Source organism: Pseudomonas putida (genome assembly GCF_002025705.1).
In the GTDB taxonomy this organism is placed as follows: Bacteria; Pseudomonadota; Gammaproteobacteria; order Pseudomonadales; family Pseudomonadaceae; genus Aquipseudomonas; species Aquipseudomonas putida_J.
Genome location: NZ_CP018846.1, coordinates 656,713 through 677,089, shown reverse-complemented (window position 1 = coordinate 677,089; position 20,377 = coordinate 656,713). Strand labels below are relative to the sequence as shown.

The following is a 20,377-nucleotide window of genomic DNA, read 5'->3' as shown; positions in this document are numbered from 1 at the left end:
TTTCTACCTCAGTTTCAGGGTTGCCAGGCCGATCAGCACCAGAATCACGGTGATGATCCAGAAACGGACGATCACGCGCGGCTCAGGCCAGCCCTTGAGTTCAAAGTGGTGGTGAATCGGCGCCATGCGGAACACGCGCTTGCCGGTGAGCTTGAACGAGGCGACCTGGATCACCACCGACAGGGTTTCCATCACGAAGATGCCGCCCATGATGAACAGCACGATTTCCTGGCGCACGATCACGGCGATGGTACCCAGGGCGGCGCCCAGCGCCAGTGCGCCGACGTCGCCCATGAATACCTGGGCCGGATAGGTGTTGAACCACAGGAAGCCCAGGCCGGCACCGATCAGCGCGCCGCAGAACACGATCAGCTCGCCCGAGCCCGGCACATAAGGGATCAGCAGGTATTCGGCGAACTTCACGTTACCCGACAGGTAGCAGAAGATGCCCAGCGCACCGCCGACCATCACGGTTGGCATGATTGCCAGCCCATCGAGGCCGTCAGTCAGGTTGACCGCATTGCTGGAGCCAACGATGACGAAATAGGTGAGGACGACGAAGCCGATACCCAGCGGGATGGTGACGTCCTTGAGGAACGGCACGATCAGGGTGGTTTCGACGCTGGTTGGTGCGGTCATGTACAGGAACACTGCCGCGCCAAGGCCGAACACCGACTGCCAGAAGTACTTCCAGCGGCTCGGCAAGCCTCGCGAGTTCTTTTCGATCACCTTGCGGTAGTCGTCGACCCAGCCAATGGCACCGAACAGCAGGGTGACGATCAGCACAGTCCAGACGTAGCGGTTGGACAGGTCAGCCCACAGCAACGTGCTGACGCCGATGGCAGACAGGATCAGTGCGCCCCCCATGGTCGGGGTACCGGACTTGGACAGGTGCGATTGCGGGCCGTCGTTACGAACGGCCTGACCAATCTGGCGAATCTGCAGGGTACGGATCATCCACGGCCCCAGCCACAGCGCCAGCGACAACGCGGTCAGTACACCAAGAATCCCGCGCAGGGACAGGTACTGGAAGACCGCGAAGCCCTTGTGGAACTGTTGCAGATACTCAGCCAACAGCAGCAGCATTAATGTTTCTCCCCGCTGGCACCGCACAATGCAGCCACGACGTTTTCCATCGCAGCGCTGCGCGAGCCCTTGATCAAGATAGTGGTGTCGCTGGCGGTTTCGGCGCGAACGGCGTCGATCAGCTCAGCTTGAGTAGCGAAATGACGGCCATTGGCGCCGAACGCCTTGACCGCATGACTCATGTTGGAACCCGTTGCATACACGGCGTCAACCTTGCCGCGTGCGTAATCACCCACCTGCCGGTGGCCTTCTTCCGCCCACTGGCCCAGTTCGCCGATATCTCCAAGCACCAGAACGGTGCGCCCGGAAAAGCCGGCGAGTATATCAATGGCCGCACACATGGAGGTGGGATTTGCGTTGTAGCTGTCGTCGATTACCCGCACGCCGTTTGGCGCGATCTGCGCCACGGTGCGGCCCTTGACCGGTTGCACGGCGTTGAGGCCGGCGGCAATGCCACTCAGGCTCAGACCAACGGCATGGGCGGCGGCGGCGGCAGCCAAGGCGTTGCTGACGCTGTGAGTACCCAGCAGATTCAGTTGCACAGGCACACTGCCATCAGGGCCGTGCAGCGTGAACGACGGGCAACCACGGGCATCACGACCGATGTTGCTGGCATGGAAGTCAGCCTGCGGGTTGTCCAGGGCGAAGCTGAAGATGCGGTGGTTGCCAGCGCGCTTGCGCCAGATCTCGAACGCCTTGTCAGCCAGGTTGAGGATGGCGGTGCCGCCCTCGCCCAGGCCTTCGAGGATTTCGCCCTTGGCTTCGACGATCTTCTCAGGGCCGCCGAACTCGCCAACGTGGGCAGTACCGGCGTTGTTGATGATCACCACCTGCGGCTGGGTCAGCCCGACGGTGTAGCGGATCTCGCCGATGCGCGAAGCGCCCAGCTCGATCACCGCGGCGCTGTGCTCCGGGGCGATTTCCAGCAAGGTCAGTGGTGCACCGAGGTCGTTGTTCAGGTTGCCACGCGTGGCGTGAACCAGGCCACGGGTGCGCAGGATGCTGGCGAGCATCTCCTTGACCGTGGTCTTGCCACTGGAGCCGGTGATGGCGACTACCGGCTTGTCGAACGCGGCGCGGTTCAGCGCACCGAGCTGGCCCAGTGCGACACGGCTGTCGGCGACCAGCAGCTGCGGCAGATCGACATCGGCGATTTCGCGCTCGACCAGCGCAGCGACAGCACCTTTGGCTTGCACGTCGGCCAGGTAGTCATGGCCATCGAAGCGCGGCCCGGTCAGGGCTACGAACAGTTGACCGGCTGAGACGCTGCGGCTGTCGATGCTGACACCGGTGAAGCTGGCGTCGGCGTTGACCAGGCGCGCATTCAAAGCGCCTGCCAACTGACTGAGGGTCATGGGCTTAAGCATGTGGAGCCTCCCAGGCTGCAAGTGCCTTGTCGGCTTCGATCAGGTCGGAGAAAGCATGGCGCTCGCCATTGATCTCCTGGTAGTCCTCGTGCCCCTTGCCGGCCAGGACGATCACGTCATTGGCAGCGGCAGTGGCGATCAGGTGAGCAATAGCCTCACCGCGGCCAGCGACGAACTCGACGTCGGCGGGCTGGGCGAAACCGGGGCGAATATCGGCGAAGATGCCTTGCGGGTCTTCGGTACGCGGGTTGTCGTCGGTGACCAGCACGCGGTCGGCCAGGCGCTCGGCCACTTCGGCCATCAGCGGGCGCTTGCCGCGATCACGGTCGCCACCACAGCCGAACAGACACAGCAGTTGGCCATGGGCGTGCGGGCGCAAGGCTTCGAGGACCTTTTCCAGCGCATCCGGAGTATGCGCGTAGTCGACCACCACCAGCGGCTTGTCACCGCCGCCCAGGCGCTGCATGCGGCCGACCGGGCCCTGCAGGTGCGGGGTGACCTTGAGAATTTCGTCCAGCGAGTAGTCCAGCGCCAGCAGCGTGGCCACCGCCGCGAGCATGTTGCTCAGGTTGAAGCGACCCAGCAGCTGGCTGCGCAGGGTACGTTCGCCCTGGGCGGTGACAAGAATGGCACGTACACCATCGTCATCGAAATCCGCTTCGCGGCAGAACAGCGAAGCATCCGGGTTTTCCAGGCTGTAACTGAGCAGCCGGGTCTCGATATGATCGACACTCGGGCGGCGGGCAAAGTCTTCGGCCAGGCGACGACCGAAGCCATCATCCAGGTTGACCACCTGGCAACGCAGGCTCGGCCAGGCGAACAGCTTGGCCTTGGCGGCCTCGTAGGCCTCCATGCTGCCGTGGTAGTCGAGGTGGTCGCGGGAGAGATTGGTCATCACCGCGATATCGAATTCCAGCGCAGCGACCCGCCCTTGCTCCAGGGCATGCGAAGAAACCTCCATGGCCACGGCCTTGGCGCCGGCCTTCTTGAGGTCGTACAGGGTCGACTGCACGGCGATCGGGTCGGGCGTGGTCAAGCGGCCGCTCTGCAGCTCACCGAAGAAACCGGTACCCAATGTGCCGATCAGGCCGCAACGCTGGCCAAGCGCATCGAGCGCCTGGGCCACCAGTTGTGTGACGCTGGTCTTGCCGTTGGTACCGGTCACACCGACCAGATTCAGCTGACGGCTCGGCTCGCCATAGAAGCTGCCAGCGATGCGGGAAAGCTGCGAAACCAGGCCCTTGACCGGAATCAGCGGCGCATCGGTGATCGGCAGCACACTGGCGCCCTGCTCTTCATAGGCCACCGCAGCGGCACCACGGGCCAGGGCGTCGGCGATATGGTCACGGCCATCGACCTTGGCACCCGGCACGGCCAGGAACAGGTCGCCCGGACGCACGGCGCGGCTGTCCAGGGTCAGTTCACGGATCAGCGGATCGCGGCTGGCGTGGGCGAAAAGCTTGCTCAATGGCATTGTCATCATCCACGCCCTCCCTTGGCGGGTGCTGCACTGGCCTGCTGCGGATCGCTAGGCGGCGGCAGGTTGTCTGGCGGCACGTTCATCAGGCGCAGAGTGCCCGACATGACCTTGCTGAATACGGGGGCCGATACCAGGCCGCCGAAGTAGCCACCCTTGCCCGGCTCGTCGATGACCACGACGATGGCGTAGCGCGGGTCGCTCATTGGGCCGAAGCCGGCGAACAGCGAGCGGTAGGCGTTTTCGGTGTAACCCTTGGAGCCGACGGTCGCCTTACGGGCGGTACCGGACTTGCCAGCCACGTGATAGAACGGCACCTGGGCACGGAACACACCGCGTGGCGCTTCAATCACCTGCTGCAGCATGCCCTGGATGGTTTCGGCAGTTTCCTTGGGGATGGCCTGCACTGCTTCTGGCGCCTTGTCGACCTTGAGGATCGACAACGGCACCATCTTGCCGTCGTTGGCCAGCGCCGCGTAGGCGTGTACCAGCTGCAGGGCGGTCACAGACACACCGTAGCCGTAGGACAGGGTCGCGGTTTCAGCCTTGCGCCACTCGCGGTGGTTGGGCAGGTTGCCGACACGTTCGCCCGGGAAGCCGAGACCGGTGTACTGGCCCAGGCCGACCTGGGACATCACTCGGTAGATGGCTTCACCGCCGATATCGAAAGCAATCTTGCTCATACCGACGTTGGAGGAGTTGATCAGGATGCCGGTCAGGTCGAGGATCGGGCCCTCGCTCTTGGACACGTCCTTGATGGTGTAGCGACCGATCTGCAGGCTGCCTGGATACACCTCGACCTTGTCGGTCGGTTTCCAGCGGCCGCTCTGCAGCGCCGCACTCATGGAGATCGGCTTCACCGTCGAACCCGGCTCGAACACGTCGATGATGGCCCGGTTACGCATGGCGGCCGGGAACATGCTGCGACGGTTGTTAGGGTTGTAGGTCGGCTGGTTGACCATGGCCAAGACCTCACCGGTCTTGACGTCCATGATCACCAGGCTGCCAGCCTTGGCGTCCTGCTCGGCAATCGCGTTGCGCAGTTCGCGGGTGGCCAGATATTGCAGGCGCAGGTCGATCGACAACGCCAAGGTCTTGCCGGCCTTGGCGTTCTTGGTGACCTGGATGTCCTTGATCAACCGGCCGCGCCGGTCCTTGATCACTTGCCGCTTGCCGGGCACGCCGGCCAGCCATTCATCGTAGGCCAGCTCCACGCCTTCACGGCCGTGGTCGTCGAGGTCGGTGAAGCCGACCATGTGCGCGGTCACGTCACCGGCCGGATAGAAGCGGCGGAACTCTTCCAGGCCATACACGCCCGGCACTTTCAGGTCGAGCACGTGCTGGCCCTGCTCCGGGGTCAGGCCGCGGACCAGGTAGATGAATTCCTTGTTGGCCTGCTGGGTCAGGCGCTCGGTCAGTTGCTGGGCGTTCTGCCCGAGAGCAGCGGCCAGCTGTGGCCAGCGGTCCTTGGCCGCCTGCATTTCCTTGGGGTTGGCCCACAAGGTGGTGACCGGTGTGCTGACGGCCAGCGGCTCGCCGTTGCGGTCGGTGATCAGGCCGCGGTGCGCAGGGATGGGGATGTGACGCAGGCTGCGGGCATCGCCCTGGCCCTTGAGGAAGTCGCGGTCGACGACCTGCAGGTCGATGATGCGCCAGCAGATCGCGCCGACCATCAGTGCCAGCAAACCGATCACTACCCGGAAGCGCCAGGGGTAGAGTGCGCCTTCGAGCTTCATCATGGCGCCACCATCCGCACTTCGTCAGCCGCCGGCACGCGCATTTTCAGCTGCTCGGAGGCCAGGATCTCGATACGGCTGGAGGCTGTCCAGGTGCTTTGTTCGAGAATCAGCCGGCCCCACTCGGCCTGAGCTTTGTCCCGTTCGTTGAGCTCGCCGTACAAGGTGTTGAGCAACTGGCGATTCCAGTGGGCGCTGTACGACACGGCGATCGCCGAAACGAGCACGCCGACAAACAGCAGAAGCATCAGGAAGCTTCCGCCTGGCAGAGGTTTGGCAAATAGCCGGCTCACCGAAGCTTCTCCGCCACCCGCATCACGGCGCTGCGCGACCGCGGGTTGGCCTTGAGTTCGGCTTCGGAGGCAAACTGGGCCTTGCCGATCAGCTTGATCTTCGGCTCGAAGACCTTGTGCTGTACCGGCAGGTTGCGTGGCAGGTTGTCGGCCTCGCCCTTGACCAGCTTGCGCATGAACAGCTTGACGATGCGGTCTTCCAGCGAGTGGAAGCTGATGACCGCCAGGCGGCCGCCCACTTCCAGGGCGTCGAGCGCAGCTTCAAGGCCGGCCTCGAGGTCACCCAGTTCGTTGTTGACGTGAATGCGCAACCCCTGGAAGGCGCGGGTCGCCGGGTTCTTGCCCTTCTCCCAGGCGGGGTTGGCAACCTTGAGCACTTCAGCCAGATCGGCGGTGCGGGTGAACGGCTGCTTCTCGCGGCGCTCGACCACGGCACGCGCCATGCGCCCGGCAAAGCGCTCTTCGCCGTACTCCTTGAAGACGCGGGCAATTTCCTCGACCGGTGCGGTGGCGATGAACTCGGCAGCGCTGATGCCCTGATCCGGGTTCATGCGCATGTCCAGCGGGCCATCGTTGAGGAAGCTGAAGCCACGCTCTGGGTCATCCAGCTGCGGCGAGGACACGCCCAGATCCAGCAGGATGCCACTGACTTTACCGTCCAGACCGCGCTCGGCCACTTCCGCGCCCAGCTCGGCAAAGCTGCGCTGCACAATGACAAAGCGGCCGTCTTCGGCCGCCAGCGCTTGCCCGGTGGCAATCGCTTGAGGATCTTTGTCGAAGCCCAGCAGCCGCCCTTGCGGCCCGAGCTTGCTGAGAATCAGGCGGCTATGGCCGCCACGCCCGAAGGTGCCGTCCAGATAGCAACCGTCGGCGCGCAGGGCCAATGCCTCGACAGCTTCATCGAGCAGGACGGTGATGTGGTTGAAGCCGCTATCTATGGTCACAGGATCAGGTCACGCAAATCGTCGGGCATGGCGCCCGGTTGTTGGATAGCTGCAAGATCGGCTGCCGAAACCGCGTTCCAGGCATCCTCATCCCACAGCTGGAATTTGTTCAGTTGCCCCACCAGCATCGCCTTCTTGTCCAGCTTGGCGTACTCACGCAGGCGGGGCGGTACCAGGAAACGCCCACTGCCATCGAGCTCCAGGTCAACCGCATTACCAATCAGCAAACGCTGCAGGCGGCGGTTTTCCTCACGCAACGACGGCAAGGCACGCAACTTGGCTTCAATCTGTTCCCACTCGTCGAGGGGATAAACACACAAGCAGGGGTCAACGGCGTCGATGGTCACGATCAGCTGACCATTGCAACGCGAATCGAGCTCGTCACGGTACCGGCTCGGCATCGCGAGACGGCCCTTGGCATCGAGGCTGACGGCGTTGGCTCCGCGAAACACGGTAGCGATCCCCCACAATGTTAGCTTTTTTGTGCCAGAAAACCCACTTCATCCCACTTTCTGCCACTTGCGCACACTATAGGAATCCGTCCGCTGCACCGTCAAGGCACGTTCATAAGGAAAACCCTTACAGGACCGAGATTTAGCGCAACAAAGGAATGCGGAAGGACTGCCAGGAGGGGAAAAACACGAGAAAAATCAAACCAGCTCAAACGAATGCCGTTCGAAGTTAAAGTAAATTATTAAGAGTAAGATCTTTTTGGTATTACCAGGAGGGATCTGCTATCGAATCAAGCAGGAAAGGAAAAGGTGGAGAGTCGATCTGTAAGCCGGGTTTTGTCGAGGACAGTCATTCCTCTACGACGGCCATCACTGGACGCCTCTAGCAACCTACCCGGTTCCGACGCGGGCCACGCCTGATGGAACCCTATTTGGTCTTGCTCCGAGTGGGGTTTACCTAGCCACGAACTGTTGCCAGCCGTGCGGTGCGCTCTTACCGCACCTTTTCACCCTTACCGGCACCGAAGTGCTTAGGCGGTTATTTTCTGTGGCACTTTCCGTAGGCTCGCGCCTCCCAGGCGTTACCTGGCACTCTGCCCTATGGAGCCCGGACTTTCCTCCCCCATCTTTTGCGGAACAAAAGACGGCAGCGACTGTCCGATCGACTCTCCGCCGACAAGGTTAACGGCACGCGCGCGCAAGAACAAGCGATACCGTGAACAATGTCTAATTGCCACTACTGTGCTTTCTGCTTTTCCAAGGCAACTTGATACAGCAGATTCTTGCGCACGCCGGTGATTTCCGCCGCCAATGCCGCCGCTCTTTTCAGCGGCAGTTCTGCCAGCAGAAGATCCAGGACGCGCTGCGCTTCGGCGCTGATCGCATCCTCGCCTTCTGGCGCACTCCAGCCACCGACCAGCACCACGCACTCACCCCGCTGCTGATTGCTGTCGCCGGCGACGAACGCGCGCAATTCAGCCAACGGCAGGCCTTTCAGGGTCTCGAAGGTCTTGGTCAACTCGCGCGCCAGCAGCGCCGGGCGCTCGCCACCAAACACCAGCTCCATGTCTTCCAGGCATTCCAGGATGCGGTGCGGCGCCTCGTAGAAGATCAGCGTGCGCGGCTCTTCCTTGACTTGCTCCAGGCGCGCCCGACGACCGGCAGCCTTGGCCGGCAGGAAACCTTCGAAGATGAACCGGTCAGAAGGCAAGCCAGCAGCCGATAGCGCGGCAATCAATGCGCAGGCGCCAGGCACTGGCACCACGCTGACGCCTGCGGCGCGGGCCTGACGTACCAGGTGGTAACCCGGGTCGGAAATCAACGGCGTACCGGCATCGGATACCAGCGCCACATCTTCCCCTGCCAGCAACTTGGTGATGAAGCGCCCGCCTTCGTCGCGCTCGTTGTGCTCGTGGCAGGCCGCCAGCGGCGTATCGATGCCGAAGTGCTGCAGCAGACGAACCGAATGGCGGGTATCCTCGGCGGCGATCAGGGCGACATCGGCCAGCACCTTGAGCGCCCGGGCACTCATGTCATCAAGGTTGCCGATGGGGGTCGCGACCACATAAAGCGTCCCCATGGTGGATTTCGAAGTCCCGGCCACATCAGTCACTGCACACACCCTGCCTTTCGGATCAAAGGCGCCATTGTAGCCCGAGCGCCGGCAACAGGGCGCAAAGAACTTCATCGGCAGGCCCCGGCGAGGCGCCTATAGTGAAGGTTCTGCTAACGGCAGATCGCGCCCCGGCCGCCGCTTGGGTACAATTGCCGGCCAACTTGATCGAGTAACAGGACCTTTACATGATCGCTTGCCTGCGGCTGCTCACAGCCCTCTGCCTCGCCGCCCTGCTGGCAGCCTGCGCCAGCTCGCCCTCATCCAGCCTGGGCGAACTGCCACGCACCCCGGATGCCAGCATCGAGCAACTGCTCGAGAAGGCCGCCACCAGCAAGTCCGCCGAAGACGCCGCCCTGCTGCGTCTGAGCGCTGCCGACCTGGCCTACAAGCAGAAGGACTTCCCTCGCGCCGCACGCATCCTCGAGCAGGTGCCGATGGACACGCTCAAGCCGGCCCAGCAAATTTTCGCCGCCACCCTCGGCGCCGAACTGGCCATGAGCCGCAACCAGCCCAAGGCCGCCCTGACCGCCCTGTCCCACCCAAGCCTGCAGCACATTGCAGAGCTGCCAGAGCAACAGCAGGTGCGCACCTACAGCGTCCACGCCGCCGCCCTTGAGGCTGACGGCCAGGCCCTGGCCGCCGCCCAGCAACGCGTGCTGCTGAGCCCGCTGCTCAGCGGCCAGGCCGCCAGCGCGAACAATGACGCAACCTGGGCCCTGGTCGCCTCGCTGCCGGCCGAACAGCTGCAACAACCCGCCAACAACGAAATCCTGGCCGGCTGGACCAGCCTGGCGCTGGCTGTGAAAAGCGCCGGCACCCTGGAGCAGCAGCAGGCCGCCATCGAAGCCTGGCGCAAGCAGCACCCTGACCATCCGGCCGCCAAGCAACTGCCGCTGGCCCTGACCAAGCTCAAGGAACTGGCCAGCCAGCCGCTGACCAAAATTGCCCTGCTGCTGCCTCAGGAAGGCCCTCTGGCCGGCGTTGCCCGCGCCCTGCGTGACGGCTTCATGGCTGCCCACTTCCAAGCCCAGCAGGCTGGCGGGCAAGCACCCGCCGTGCAGGTCTACGACAGCTCGCGCATCGGCTCGCTCGACGACTTCTATCGCCAGGCCCAGGCCGACGGCGTACAGCTGGTGGTCGGCCCACTGGAAAAACCGCTGGTGAAAAAGCTCGCGGCCAACGCGCAGCTGCCCATCACCACCCTTGCCCTGAACTACGCCGATGCCGGCCAGAAGGCACCACCGCAGCTGTTCCAGTTCGGCCTCGCTGCCGAGGACGAGGCCCGCGAAGTGGCACGTCGCGCCCGCGCCGACGGCATGGTCCGCGCCGTGGCCCTGGTGCCAAGCGGTGAGTGGGGCGACCGTGTACTGGCCGCCTTCCGCCAGGACTGGGAAGGCAATGGCGGCACCATCATCGCCGCCGAGCGCATCGCCCAACCCGTCGCCCTTGCCCAGCAGATCGCCAGCCTGTTCCAGCTGCGCCAGAGCGAAGGCCGCGCCCAGAGCCTGCAGAGCACCGTGGGCGGCAGCATCGCGGCACAGCCGTCGCGCCGCCAGGACATCGATTTCATCTTCCTCGCCTCGACCCCGCAGCAGGCGCAGCAGATCAAACCGACCCTGAACTTCCAGTACGCCGGTGACGTACCGGTCTACGCCACCTCGAACCTGTACAGCGCCAGCGGTGACGTCAACCAGTACAACGACATGAACGGCATTCGCTTTTGCGAAACCCCATGGCTGCTCGACACCAGCAACAGCCTGCGCCAGCAGGTAGTGCAGCAATGGCCACAAGCCGCCGGCAGCCTTGGCCGCCTGTACGCCATGGGTGTCGACGCCTACAGCCTGGCGCCTCGCCTGGGCCAGCTCAAGGCACTGCCGGACAACCGCGTACAGGGCCTGTCGGGCAGCCTGAGCATCAACGCCAGCCAGCGCGTCGAGCGCCAACTGCCGTGGGCCGAGTTCTCTGGCGGCCAGGTCAAGCGCCTGCCGGACACCTCGCACTGATGCCCGAGGCATCGCCGAGCAGCGCCGGCCAGGCAGCAGAAACCCAAGCCCTTGAGTACCTGCAAGGGCAGGGCCTGCAACTGCTGGCACGCAATTGGCGATGCAAAGGCGGCGAGCTTGATCTGGTCATGCTCGACGCCGATACAGTAGTATTCGTCGAAGTCCGCTATCGGTTGCACGCGGACTTCGGTGGCGCCCTCGGCAGCATTGACGGGCGCAAGCAGAAACGGCTGGTGCGTGCCGCCACACTGTTCCTGCAGAAGGAGTCCCGCTGGGCCGATCACCCCTGCCGCTTCGACGTTGTCGCCCTGCAGGGCAGCCGCCATGCAGGCCGGCCATTTCAATGGCTGAAAAACGCCTTCGAATGCTGAACCCACTTCGTTTTTTTTGCTCTATGTTTCGCGGGCTGGTCCCTGTTGCGCACAGCAAAGGCCACCGCCCCACTTAAGGTCACCAGATGGACATGCAATCCCGAATTCGCCGGCTGTTCCAGGCCAGCATCGACACCAAGCAACAGGCAATGGACATCCTGGCACCGCACATCGAGCAGGCAAGCCTGGTCATGGTCAATGCGCTGCTCAACGAGGGCAAGATGCTCGCCTGCGGCAACGGCGGCTCGGCCGGCGATGCCCAGCACTTCTCTTCGGAGCTGCTCAACCGCTTCGAGCGTGAGCGCCCGAGCCTTCCGGCCATCGCCTTGACGACCGACAGCTCGACGCTGACCTCGATCGCCAACGATTACAGCTACAACGAAATCTTCTCCAAGCAGATCCGCGCCTTGGGCCAGCCCGGCGACGTACTGTTGGCGATTTCGACCAGCGGCAACTCTGCCAACGTAATTCAAGCGATCCAGGCCGCACATGATCGCGAAATGATTGTCGTAGCATTGACCGGACGTGACGGCGGTGGCATGGCTTCGCTGCTGCTGCCCGAAGACGTGGAAATCCGCGTACCGTCGACGGTCACTGCACGTATTCAGGAAGTCCACCTGCTGGCGATCCACTGCCTGTGCGATCTGATCGACAGCCAACTGTTCGGGAGTGAAGAATGACCCCCATCCGCCTCGGCCTGATGGCCCTGACCCTGTGCCTGAGCGTCACCGGCTGCAGCTCGGTACTGAACTCGACCCGCAACTCGCCGATCGAGGATGATCGTGGCACCCGTACCATCGGCAGCAAGATCGACGATTCGCTGATCGAGACCAAGGCCTCGGTCAACATTGCCAAGGCCAGCCCTGACCTGGACAAGAGCTCGCACATTGTCGTCAGCAGCTACAACGGTATCGTCCTGCTCGCCGGGCAAACCCCGCGCGCCGACCTCAAGAGCCTGGCCGAACAGACCGCCAGCCAGGTCCAGCGAGTGAAGAAAGTGCACAACGAGCTGCAGGTGATGCAGCCCTCCTCGATCCTGGCGCGCAACAATGACGCCTGGCTGACGACCAAGATCAAGACCCAGATGCTCACCGACAATGCCGTGCCAAGCTCGCGGATCAAGGTGATCACCGAGAACGGCATCGTGTACCTGCTGGGCCTGGTAACTCAGCAAGAAGCCAACTCCGCCACCGCCGTGGTTCAGGGCGTGTCTGGCGTGCAGAAGATCGTCAAGCTGTTCGAGTACATCGACTGATCAAGCCTTGACCTGTGCCAGCCCTTCACAGGCTTACCAGCTCCCACAGGGGCCGGCACAGCAAACCATCCGCTCCAACCTTCCCGATATCCAGGAAACACCGCATGAAAAAGCTTCTGCTGCCTGCCCTGCTGCTCGGCGCCTTCGCCACCCTAGCCGGCTGCTCTACCCCAAGCCTGATCACCCTCAACGATGGCCGCGAAATCCAGGCCGTCGACACCCCGCACTTCGAGAAGGACACGGGCTTCTACGAGTTCCAGCAACTCGACGGCAAGCGCACCCGCATCAACCGTGACCAGGTCCGCACCATCAGCGACCTGTAAGCGCAACTTCGCGGCAAAGAAAAAGGCGATCCATGCGGATCGCCTTTTTTGTTACTTGACCACCTTCAGGCTGGGTCGCCCGCTTGGACGCGGTGGCTGGCCACCACCTTCCGGCGGGCCATCATCATCCGGCTCAACGTCCTCGTCTTCCAGCTCATCGCCATCCATCAGCGGCGGCTCAAGCTCGAAGACCATGCCCTGGCCATTCTCCCGGGCATAGATACCCAGAATGGCACCGGCCGGCACGAACAACGAATGGGCAACACCACTGAAGCGACCCTCGAAGCTCACGGCGTCGTTGTCCATGTGCAGATTACGCACAGCACTCGGCGAGATGTTCAAGACGATCTGGCCATCACTGGCGAAACCTTGCGGCACCTGGACTGCCGGGAACTCGGCATTGACCAGCATATGGGGGGTGCAATCGTTGTCGACGATCCACTCGTACAGTGCTCGAACCAGATAGGGGCGACTGGAGTTCATCAACGGCTCCTTAAAGCTTGCGCATTTCACGTTCAACGGAGGACAAGCTCGCCAGGAAAGGCTCGCGGGCGAACTGTCGCTCCATGTAATCCAGCAGCGGCTTGGCCTGCCGCGGCAATTCGATACCCATTACCGGCAAACGCCATAGTATGGGCAATAGACAACAGTCGACCAGGCTTTGCTCCTCGCTCATGAAGCAAGCGAACTCGCCGAACAGCGGCGAGACACCAGTCAGGCTCTCGCGCAGCGCCTTGCGCGCCTCGGTGCGGGCGGCCTCAGCGCTGCGCGGGTCGAGAATGATATCAGCCAGGGCGCACCAGTCACGCTGGATGCGGTGCATCAGCAGGCGGCTGTTGCCTCGCGCCACCGGGTACACCGGCATCAGCGGCGGATGCGGGTAACGCTCCTCGAGGTATTCCATCACCACGGTCGATTCATACAACGCCAGATCACGATCGACCAAGGTCGGTACGCTGCCGTAAGGGTTCACCTCTGCCAGTCTGGGTGGCAGCCGCGCGGGGTCGACGTCGATGACCTGCACGCTGACACCCTTCTCGGCGAGCACGAGGCGCACCCGATGAGAATAATGGTCAGCAGGGTCGGAATAGCAGGCTAACCGGTTGGTTGCGCCCATGTAGCGCCTCCTCGCAAGGAATGCTTGTAAAACTCTAAATGAAAACGCGCCCGCGGGGCCCTGGCAACTCTGCCAGGGCCCCGCGGGCGCGTTCAACTACCAGAAATTACTGCGTGATCAGTGCACGTCCTTCCAGTATTCGCGCTTGAGCAAGTAGGCAAATACGAAGAAGAAAGCCAGGTACAGCAACACGTAGGTACCGATGCGCTGGCTTTCCAGTTTGACCGGGTTGGCCGAATAGGCCAGGAAGGTCACCAGGTTCTTGACCTTCTCGTCGAACTGCTCGGTGTTCAGGGTACCGGAATTCGGCGTAATGGTCAGCTGATCACAAGCTTCATGGGTCAGCGGGCTACCCGTCAATGGGTCGAATTGCTTCTTGCCATCGACCACCATCTGCACCTGCTTGCAGCCAACCACCTGATTGCCTTGCAGGCCGACCAGCACGTTAGGCATGCCGACGTTCGGGAACACCTTGTTGTTGACCCCGTACGGGCGCGACTTGTCCTCATAGAAGCTGCGCAGGTAGGTGTACAGCCAGTCGGTACCCCGCACCCGGGCGACCAGGGTCAGGTCGGGCGGCGCGGCACCGAACCAGGTCTTGGCATCGCTGGGCTGCATGCCGATCTGCATGTGATCGCCGATCTTGGCGCCAGTGAACACCAGCTTCTCGAGCATCAGTTCATGGGGGATGCCAAGGTCATCGGCCACCCGCTCGTAACGCTGGAACTTGGCGCTATGGCAGCCCATGCAATAGTTGGCGAAGGTGCGTGCACCGTCCTGCATGGCTGCCTTGTCGGTCAGGTCGATATCGACCTTGTCCAGCTCCAGGCCATGTTCGGCAGCGAAGGAAAAGGCAGGCATCACTGCCAGCAAAAATACTGCAATCAACTTTTTCATCAGCCAGTCACCCTTTCCGGAACCGGTTTGGTCTTCTCGAGCCTTGTGTAGAACGGCATCAGCAGGAAGTAGGCGAAGTACAGCACCGTGCACACCTGCGACAGCAAGGTACGCCCAGGAGTAGGTGCCAACACACCGAGAATGCCGAGGATGACGAAGGCAATGCAGAACACCAGCAGGAAGACCTTGCTGATCCAGCCTTTGTAGCGCATGGAGCGCACCGGACTGCGGTCGAGCCAAGGCAGCACGAACAGCACAGCGATCGCAGCGCCCATGGCGATTACACCCATGAGCTTGTCAGGCACCGCGCGCAGGATCGCGTAGAACGGCGTGAAGTACCACACAGGGGCGATATGCTCTGGCGTCTTGAACGCGTTCGCCTGCTCGAAGTTGGGTTTTTCCAGGAAGTAACCACCCATTTCCGGGAAGAAGAACACCACGGCGCAGAACACGAAGAGGAACACCACCACGCCGACGATGTCCTTGACGGTGTAGTACGGATGGAACGGAATGCCGTCGAGCGGAATGCCGTTTTCGTCCTTTTTCTTCTTGATGTCCACGCCATCAGGGTTGTTAGAGCCCACTTCGTGCAGTGCCAGGATGTGCAACACGACCAGACCCAGAATCACGATCGGCAGCGCTACCACATGCAAGGCGAAGAAGCGGTTCAGGGTGATGCCCGAGATCAGGTAGTCACCGCGGATCCACTGGGTCAGGTCACCGCCGATCACCGGAATGGCACCGAACAGCGAGATGATCACCTGGGCACCCCAGTACGACATCTGCCCCCACGGCAGCAGGTAGCCCATGAAGGCTTCGGCCATCAGCGCCAGGTAGATCAGCATGCCGAACAGCCACACCAGCTCTCGGGGCTTCTGGTAGGACCCGTAGAGCAGGCCGCGGAACATGTGCAGGTAGACCACGATGAAGAACGCCGAGGCGCCGGTAGAGTGCAGATAGCGCAGAATCCAGCCGTACTCGACGTCACGCATGATGTACTCGACCGAGGCGAAGGCCTCTTCCGCCGAGGGCGTGAAACTCATGGTCAGCCACACGCCAGTGACGATCTGGTTGACCAGCACCAGCAGCGCCAGCGAGCCGAAGAAATACAGGAAGTTGAAGTTCTTGGGCGCGTAATACTTGCTCAGATGGTCTTCCCACATCTTGGTGGCGGGGAAGCGAGCGTCAATCCAGTCCATGAACTTGCTCATCATGCTTTCTCCTGGTCGACGCCGATGACGACGATGTCGTCCGACTCATAAGAGTGCGGCGGCACTGGCAGGTTGAGAGGCGCCGGCTGCGACTTGTAGACACGACCGGCCAGGTCGTAGTGGGAGCCGTGGCAAGGGCAGAAATAGCCACCGACCCACTTCGGCCCGAGGTCTGCAGGCGCGACTTCCGGGCGGAAGGTCGGCGAGCAGCCCAGGTGCGTGCAGAGGCCTACGAGAATGAGGATTTCCGGCTTGATCGAGCGAACCTCGGGATCGACATAGGCCGGCTGCACCGAGCTCTTCGACTGAGGGTCGGAGAGGTCACCTTCGATCTTCTTCAGGTTGCCAAGGATCTCCTGCGTTCGCCGCACGATGAATACCGGCTGGCCACGCCACTCGGCAACCATCTGCTGCCCCGGCTCGACCTTGGCAATATTGACCTTCACCGGTGCGCCGGCCGCCTTCGCCTTGGCACTGGGAAACCATGACCCCACGAACGGTACCGCAGCCCCCACTGCCCCCGCTGCCCCGACCACGGATGTCGCGGCTACGAGGAAGCGGCGCCGGCCTGCGTTGACGCCGTCATTGCTCATTCAGTCCTCTCCCATCAGCTTTGCTTGGCCAGTTGGACCTGGCCTGTACTTAGGTTGTGTCTGTGGCGCTAAAAATTGGCCGCCATGGTAAGAAACAAATCCACACAGTGACAAGGTGATTACCCCCACAGGGAGCTATAACCCGCGCTTTGCTTGATCTGCGTCTATGCGACAAGTGGTCACCGACATGCTGACAGGTTAGTTCAAGCACAAAAAAAAGCCCGGTTCCAAGGAACCGGGCTTTTTTCGACTGCCGAAGCGGTATTAACGCTTGGAGTACTGAGGACGCTTACGCGCTTTACGCAGACCCACTTTCTTACGCTCGACTTCACGAGCGTCGCGGGTGACGAAGCCAGCACGACGCAGAGCGCCACGCAGGGTTTCGTCGTATTCCATCAGAGCGCGGGTGATACCGTGACGGATCGCACCGGCCTGACCGCTGACACCACCACCGGAAACGGTGACGTAGATGTCGAACTTCTCAACGGTTTCGGTCAGCTCGAGCGGCTGGCGAACAACCATGCGAGCGGTTTCGCGACCGAAGAACACGTCCAGAGAACGGTTGTTGATGGAAATGTTACCAGTACCCGGACGCAGGAAAACGCGAGCGGTTGCGGTCTTGCGACGGCCAGTGCCGTAATTTTGAGTCGCCGACATAATGAACTTTCCCGTTAGATCTTCAGTTCTTGAGGCTGCTGAGCAGTGTGTGGGTGAGCAGCACCCGCGTACACTTTCAGCTTACGGTACATGTCGCGACCCAGCGGGTTCTTAGGCAGCATGCCTTTGACCGCGGTTTCGATAACACGCTCAGGGGCCTTGGCGATCAACTTCTCGAAGTTGATTTCCTTGATACCGCCCGGGAAACCGGAGTGGGAGTAGTACATTTTGTCGGAAGACTTGGCACCAGTCACACGAACCTGTTCAGCGTTGATGACGACGATGTAGTCGCCGGTGTCAACGTGAGGGGTGTATTCTGGTTTGTGCTTGCCACGCAGACGGGTAGCGATTTCGGTAGCCAGACGACCCAGGGTCTGGCCAGCGGCGTCAACTACGAACCACTCGCGCTTTACTGTTTCCGGTTTAGCAGTAAAAGTTTTCATTCTCTAAAGCCTCAGAGGCCGCCCAGCGAAAAATAGACGGCGAATCTTACTGGATAGTGCACAGCTTGCCAAGGGCAAGCGCGCAGCCGAACGCTGACGCTTTTGGGGGCTCGGGTCGGGCACGCCAATGTTCGACGGGGTTCTTCCTGCGTGGTGGTGCATCACTTCCGCCACACGGAGAGGGGCAGAATTATCCAGATTGCACGAAAAATTTCAACCTGCTTTGATGGGCTTCTTTGCCAAGGAGTGTTTTCCCGATGGAATACCGCAAGCTCGGCCGTACCGACCTCGACGTCAGCGCCCTGTGCCTGGGCACCATGACCTGGGGCGAGCAGAATACCCAGGACGAGGCTTTCGAGCAGATTGCCCTGGCCAAGGCCAGCGGCATCAACTTCATCGACACCGCCGAGATGTACCCGGTGCCGCCACGCCCTGAAACCTACGCGGCCACCGAGCGCATCATCGGCAACTGGTTCCGCGCCAACGACGACCGCGACGACTGGGTGCTGGCGAGCAAGGTCGCCGGCCCCGGCAACGGCATCAGCCACATCCGCGACGGCCAGCTCAAGCACAACCGCCAGCACATCGTTGCCGCACTGGACGAGAGCCTCAAGCGCCTGCAGACCGACCGCATCGATCTCTACCAGCTGCACTGGCCGGAGCGCAGCACCAACTTCTTCGGCAAGCTCGGTTACCAGCACCTGGCCAACGACCTGTTCACCCCACTGGAAGAAACCCTCGAAGTACTCGACGAGCAGGTGCGTGCCGGCAAGATCCGCCACATCGGCCTGTCCAACGAAACGCCATGGGGCACGATGAAATTCCTGCACCTGGCCGATAGCCGCGGCTGGCCGCGGGCGGTGTCGATCCAGAACCCTTACAACCTGCTCAACCGCAGCTTCGAAGTGGGCCTGGCGGAAGTGGCAATCCGCGAGCAGTGCGGCCTGCTGGCCTATTCGCCGCTGGCATTCGGCATGCTCTCGGGCAAGTACGAGCACGGTGCACGGCCAGAGAAAGGCCGGCTGACCCTGTTCAGCCGCTTCGCCCGCTACTCCAACCCGCAGACCGTGTCGGCCTGCAGCCGTTATGTACAGCTGGCCCAGGCGCATGGCCTGGACCCGGCGCAGATGGCCCTGGCGTTCGTCACCCGGCAGCCGTTCGTGACCAGCAACATCATCGGCGCGACCGACCTGCTGCAACTGCAGAGCAACCTCGACAGCCTGCAGCTGAACCTCAGCGACGAACTGCTGGCGGCGATCGAGGCAATCCACCAGGAACAGCCGAACCCTGCACCTTGAGCCGCAAGGGGCCGCCTCGCGGCCCGCCAGTTACACGGGGTAGACACAATCGCCAAAAAATAAGACGATCCAGCCGGTGATTGACCACTCTACCCTATAAGAACAATGACAATGATGTTTACCCAACCCTCGGCGTCGCTGCGGCGCGTCAGCATCCTGGCCATTGACAAGGTGTTCGCATCGACCCTGATGCAGGCCAAGGATTTCTTCCATCTGGCCAGCCTGCGCTACAGCAAGCAGCTGGGCCTGGGCTTGCAGCCCATGTTCGAGATTTGCCTGGTGAGCCCCGATGGCGAGCCGGTGGATAGCTTCAGCAATGTGCAGCTGCCGGTCGAAGGCGGCCTCGATGATGCCGACGTGATCATCCTCCCGGCCTTCTGGGACGATTTCGACAACCTCCTGCAACGTTATCCACAGGTGCTGCCATGGCTGCGCGAACAGCACGCCCGTGGCGCCGTACTGTGTGCCGAAGCCAGCGGGGTGTTCTGGCTGGCTGAATCCGGCCTGCTAGACGGCAAGGAGGCAACCACCTACTGGCGTTTCTTCAACAGCTTCGCCGAGCGCTTCCCGAAGATCCGCCTGAACCAGGACAAGCACCTGACCGACGCCGACAACCTGTACTGCGCCGGCGGCACCACATCAGCCTGCGACCTGTACATCTACCTGATCGAGCGCTTCTGCGGCGCAAATGTGGCGCGTGCCGTGGCCCGCGACATCCTCTACGAAGTGCAGCGCAACTACACGCCTGGGCGTATGGGTTTTGGCGGCCAGAAACTGCACCAGGACCTGATCATCCTGCAGATCCAGCACTGGCTGGAAGAACACTTCGCCGACAAGTTCCGCTTCGAGGATGTTGCCCGCAACCATGGCATGAGCATCCGCAACTTCATGCGGCGTTTCCAGGGGGCGACCGGTGACAAGCCGTTGCACTACCTGCAGCGGTTACGCATCGAGACGGCCAAGGGGCTGCTGTCGAGCACACGCAAAAGCATCAAGACCATCAGTTATGAGGTCGGTTACGACGATGCGAGTTTCTTCGCACGGTTGTTCCGCCAGCATACTGAGTTGTCGCCGAACCAGTATCGCCAGCAGTTCATGCAAGAGGCCTGAGGCCAATGGGGCTGCTTTGCAGCCCTTTCCGACCGGTCCGGCGCCCCGGCAAGGCCGCTTCGCGTTCGCCTGTAGGAGCGGCCTTGCCGGGGCGCCGGACCGGTCGGAAAGGGCCGCAAAGCGGCCCCA

The 20,377-nt window shown here is 62.1% G+C and carries 22 protein-coding genes and 1 other RNA gene; 7 read left to right on the top strand and 16 right to left on the bottom strand.

Features of this window, described 5'->3' with window-relative positions; translation table 11 throughout:
* Positions 1 to 3 precede the first annotated feature (3 nt).
* From mraY to rsmI, 9 genes are all read right to left on the bottom strand, one after another.
* The gene (gene mraY, locus BUQ73_RS03185) at positions 4 to 1,086 is read right to left on the bottom strand and encodes a phospho-N-acetylmuramoyl-pentapeptide-transferase (RefSeq protein ID WP_079226637.1); all 1,083 of its coding nucleotides are present in this window, start codon (positions 1,084 to 1,086) and stop codon (positions 4 to 6) included.
* Complete coding sequence (locus BUQ73_RS03180; protein ID WP_079226636.1) at positions 1,086 to 2,453, bottom strand: UDP-N-acetylmuramoyl-tripeptide--D-alanyl-D-alanine ligase; 1,368 nt, start codon at positions 2,451 to 2,453, stop codon at positions 1,086 to 1,088. The genes mraY and BUQ73_RS03180 overlap by 1 nt, the downstream gene beginning before the upstream one ends.
* Entirely contained in the window at positions 2,446 to 3,936 is a 1,491-nt protein-coding gene (locus BUQ73_RS03175) for a UDP-N-acetylmuramoyl-L-alanyl-D-glutamate--2,6-diaminopimelate ligase (RefSeq protein ID WP_416171805.1), read from the bottom strand. Before BUQ73_RS03175 ends, BUQ73_RS03180 begins: the two co-directional genes overlap by 8 nt.
* Entirely contained in the window at positions 3,933 to 5,666 is a 1,734-nt protein-coding gene (locus tag BUQ73_RS03170) for a peptidoglycan D,D-transpeptidase FtsI family protein (RefSeq protein WP_192858710.1), read from the bottom strand. The genes BUQ73_RS03175 and BUQ73_RS03170 overlap by 4 nt, the downstream gene beginning before the upstream one ends.
* A complete protein-coding gene (gene ftsL, locus BUQ73_RS03165) occupies positions 5,666 to 5,959 on the bottom strand; it encodes a cell division protein FtsL (protein ID WP_079226634.1) in 294 nt (97 codons plus the stop codon). The genes BUQ73_RS03170 and ftsL overlap by 1 nt, the downstream gene beginning before the upstream one ends.
* Entirely contained in the window at positions 5,956 to 6,903 is a 948-nt protein-coding gene (gene rsmH / locus BUQ73_RS03160; RefSeq protein ID WP_027918003.1) for a 16S rRNA (cytosine(1402)-N(4))-methyltransferase RsmH, read from the bottom strand. The genes ftsL and rsmH overlap by 4 nt, the downstream gene beginning before the upstream one ends.
* On the bottom strand, positions 6,900 to 7,355 hold the full coding sequence (mraZ, locus tag BUQ73_RS03155; RefSeq protein WP_011535546.1) for a division/cell wall cluster transcriptional repressor MraZ: 456 nt from the start codon (positions 7,353 to 7,355) through the stop codon (positions 6,900 to 6,902). Before mraZ ends, rsmH begins: the two co-directional genes overlap by 4 nt.
* 309 nt (positions 7,356 to 7,664) lie before the next feature.
* An RNA gene (gene rnpB / locus BUQ73_RS03150) (RNase P RNA component class A) lies at positions 7,665 to 8,024 on the bottom strand.
* Positions 8,025 to 8,091: 67 nt separating this feature from the next.
* Entirely contained in the window at positions 8,092 to 8,934 is an 843-nt protein-coding gene (gene rsmI, locus BUQ73_RS03145; RefSeq protein ID WP_192858709.1) for a 16S rRNA (cytidine(1402)-2'-O)-methyltransferase, read from the bottom strand.
* 221 nt (positions 8,935 to 9,155) lie between these two features.
* Between rsmI and BUQ73_RS03140 the strand changes: the two genes are divergently transcribed.
* From BUQ73_RS03140 to BUQ73_RS03120, 5 genes are all read left to right on the top strand, one after another.
* Positions 9,156 to 10,973, top strand: a complete 1,818-nt coding sequence (locus BUQ73_RS03140) for a penicillin-binding protein activator (RefSeq protein ID WP_079226632.1) — start codon at positions 9,156 to 9,158, stop codon at positions 10,971 to 10,973.
* Positions 10,973 to 11,344: a YraN family protein gene (locus tag BUQ73_RS03135; protein WP_079226631.1), complete on the top strand. Its 372-nt coding sequence runs from the start codon at positions 10,973 to 10,975 to the stop codon at positions 11,342 to 11,344. Before BUQ73_RS03140 ends, BUQ73_RS03135 begins: the two co-directional genes overlap by 1 nt.
* 86 nt (positions 11,345 to 11,430) lie before the next feature.
* Complete coding sequence (locus BUQ73_RS03130; protein ID WP_008097558.1) at positions 11,431 to 12,024, top strand: phosphoheptose isomerase; 594 nt, start codon at positions 11,431 to 11,433, stop codon at positions 12,022 to 12,024.
* A complete protein-coding gene (locus BUQ73_RS03125) occupies positions 12,021 to 12,599 on the top strand; it encodes a BON domain-containing protein (RefSeq protein WP_027918007.1) in 579 nt (192 codons plus the stop codon). The genes BUQ73_RS03130 and BUQ73_RS03125 overlap by 4 nt, the downstream gene beginning before the upstream one ends.
* A gap of 104 nt (positions 12,600 to 12,703) precedes the next feature.
* Positions 12,704 to 12,922 (top strand): YgdI/YgdR family lipoprotein, encoded by a 219-nt coding sequence (locus tag BUQ73_RS03120; RefSeq protein ID WP_027918008.1) that lies wholly within the window; start codon positions 12,704 to 12,706, stop codon positions 12,920 to 12,922.
* A gap of 51 nt (positions 12,923 to 12,973) precedes the next feature.
* Here BUQ73_RS03120 and BUQ73_RS03115 read toward each other — a convergent pair whose 3' ends face one another.
* The 7 genes from BUQ73_RS03115 to rplM form a co-directional block, all read right to left on the bottom strand.
* Complete coding sequence (locus tag BUQ73_RS03115; RefSeq protein WP_079226630.1) at positions 12,974 to 13,405, bottom strand: ClpXP protease specificity-enhancing factor; 432 nt, start codon at positions 13,403 to 13,405, stop codon at positions 12,974 to 12,976.
* A gap of 10 nt (positions 13,406 to 13,415) precedes the next feature.
* Positions 13,416 to 14,039, bottom strand: coding sequence for a glutathione S-transferase N-terminal domain-containing protein (locus BUQ73_RS03110; RefSeq protein WP_079226629.1), 624 nt, complete (start codon positions 14,037 to 14,039; stop codon positions 13,416 to 13,418).
* Positions 14,040 to 14,156: 117 nt separating this feature from the next.
* Positions 14,157 to 14,936 carry a cytochrome c1 gene (locus BUQ73_RS03105; protein WP_027918011.1) on the bottom strand — a complete coding sequence of 260 codons (780 nt, stop codon included), beginning with the start codon at positions 14,934 to 14,936 and terminating at the stop codon, positions 14,157 to 14,159.
* On the bottom strand, positions 14,936 to 16,147 hold the full coding sequence (locus BUQ73_RS03100; protein WP_016395499.1) for a cytochrome b: 1,212 nt from the start codon (positions 16,145 to 16,147) through the stop codon (positions 14,936 to 14,938). The genes BUQ73_RS03105 and BUQ73_RS03100 overlap by 1 nt, the downstream gene beginning before the upstream one ends.
* Positions 16,147 to 16,740 (bottom strand): ubiquinol-cytochrome c reductase iron-sulfur subunit, encoded by a 594-nt coding sequence (gene petA, locus BUQ73_RS03095; protein WP_027918012.1) that lies wholly within the window; start codon positions 16,738 to 16,740, stop codon positions 16,147 to 16,149. Before petA ends, BUQ73_RS03100 begins: the two co-directional genes overlap by 1 nt.
* Before the next feature lie 264 nt (positions 16,741 to 17,004).
* A complete protein-coding gene (gene rpsI, locus BUQ73_RS03090) occupies positions 17,005 to 17,397 on the bottom strand; it encodes a 30S ribosomal protein S9 (protein WP_043198013.1) in 393 nt (130 codons plus the stop codon).
* Between the two features lie 14 nt (positions 17,398 to 17,411).
* The gene (gene rplM / locus BUQ73_RS03085; RefSeq protein ID WP_003251819.1) at positions 17,412 to 17,840 is read right to left on the bottom strand and encodes a 50S ribosomal protein L13; all 429 of its coding nucleotides are present in this window, start codon (positions 17,838 to 17,840) and stop codon (positions 17,412 to 17,414) included.
* Between the two features lie 257 nt (positions 17,841 to 18,097).
* Between rplM and BUQ73_RS03080 the strand changes: the two genes are divergently transcribed.
* Complete coding sequence (locus BUQ73_RS03080) at positions 18,098 to 19,138, top strand: NADP(H)-dependent aldo-keto reductase (protein ID WP_079226628.1); 1,041 nt, start codon at positions 18,098 to 18,100, stop codon at positions 19,136 to 19,138.
* Between the two features lie 213 nt (positions 19,139 to 19,351).
* The gene (locus tag BUQ73_RS03075) at positions 19,352 to 20,248 is read left to right on the top strand and encodes a GlxA family transcriptional regulator (protein ID WP_192858708.1); all 897 of its coding nucleotides are present in this window, start codon (positions 19,352 to 19,354) and stop codon (positions 20,246 to 20,248) included.
* Positions 20,249 to 20,377 lie beyond the last annotated feature (129 nt).

Bases quoted from the DNA above. Each gene is read 5' to 3' on its own strand.
- BUQ73_RS03175 (WP_416171805.1), bottom strand. From the start codon at position 3,936: ATGATGACAATGCCATTGAGCAAGCTTTTCGCCCACGCCAGCCGCGAT.
- rplM (WP_003251819.1), bottom strand. From the start codon at position 17,840: ATGAAAACTTTTACTGCTAAACCGGAAACAGTAAAGCGCGAGTGGTTC.
- BUQ73_RS03130 (WP_008097558.1), top strand. From the start codon at position 11,431: ATGGACATGCAATCCCGAATTCGCCGGCTGTTCCAGGCCAGCATCGAC.
- BUQ73_RS03080 (WP_079226628.1), top strand. From the start codon at position 18,098: ATGGAATACCGCAAGCTCGGCCGTACCGACCTCGACGTCAGCGCCCTG.
- petA (WP_027918012.1), bottom strand. From the start codon at position 16,740: ATGAGCAATGACGGCGTCAACGCAGGCCGGCGCCGCTTCCTCGTAGCC.
- BUQ73_RS03135 (WP_079226631.1), top strand. From the start codon at position 10,973: ATGCCCGAGGCATCGCCGAGCAGCGCCGGCCAGGCAGCAGAAACCCAA.
- mraY (WP_079226637.1), bottom strand. From the start codon at position 1,086: ATGCTGCTGCTGTTGGCTGAGTATCTGCAACAGTTCCACAAGGGCTTC.
- BUQ73_RS03110 (WP_079226629.1), bottom strand. From the start codon at position 14,039: ATGGGCGCAACCAACCGGTTAGCCTGCTATTCCGACCCTGCTGACCAT.
- BUQ73_RS03105 (WP_027918011.1), bottom strand. From the start codon at position 14,936: ATGAAAAAGTTGATTGCAGTATTTTTGCTGGCAGTGATGCCTGCCTTT.
- BUQ73_RS03100 (WP_016395499.1), bottom strand. From the start codon at position 16,147: ATGAGCAAGTTCATGGACTGGATTGACGCTCGCTTCCCCGCCACCAAG.
- BUQ73_RS03120 (WP_027918008.1), top strand. From the start codon at position 12,704: ATGAAAAAGCTTCTGCTGCCTGCCCTGCTGCTCGGCGCCTTCGCCACC.
- rsmI (WP_192858709.1), bottom strand. From the start codon at position 8,934: ATGGGGACGCTTTATGTGGTCGCGACCCCCATCGGCAACCTTGATGAC.
- BUQ73_RS03180 (WP_079226636.1), bottom strand. From the start codon at position 2,453: ATGCTTAAGCCCATGACCCTCAGTCAGTTGGCAGGCGCTTTGAATGCG.
- rpsI (WP_043198013.1), bottom strand. From the start codon at position 17,397: ATGTCGGCGACTCAAAATTACGGCACTGGCCGTCGCAAGACCGCAACC.
- BUQ73_RS03125 (WP_027918007.1), top strand. From the start codon at position 12,021: ATGACCCCCATCCGCCTCGGCCTGATGGCCCTGACCCTGTGCCTGAGC.
- BUQ73_RS03140 (WP_079226632.1), top strand. From the start codon at position 9,156: ATGATCGCTTGCCTGCGGCTGCTCACAGCCCTCTGCCTCGCCGCCCTG.
- BUQ73_RS03170 (WP_192858710.1), bottom strand. From the start codon at position 5,666: ATGAAGCTCGAAGGCGCACTCTACCCCTGGCGCTTCCGGGTAGTGATC.
- BUQ73_RS03115 (WP_079226630.1), bottom strand. From the start codon at position 13,405: ATGAACTCCAGTCGCCCCTATCTGGTTCGAGCACTGTACGAGTGGATC.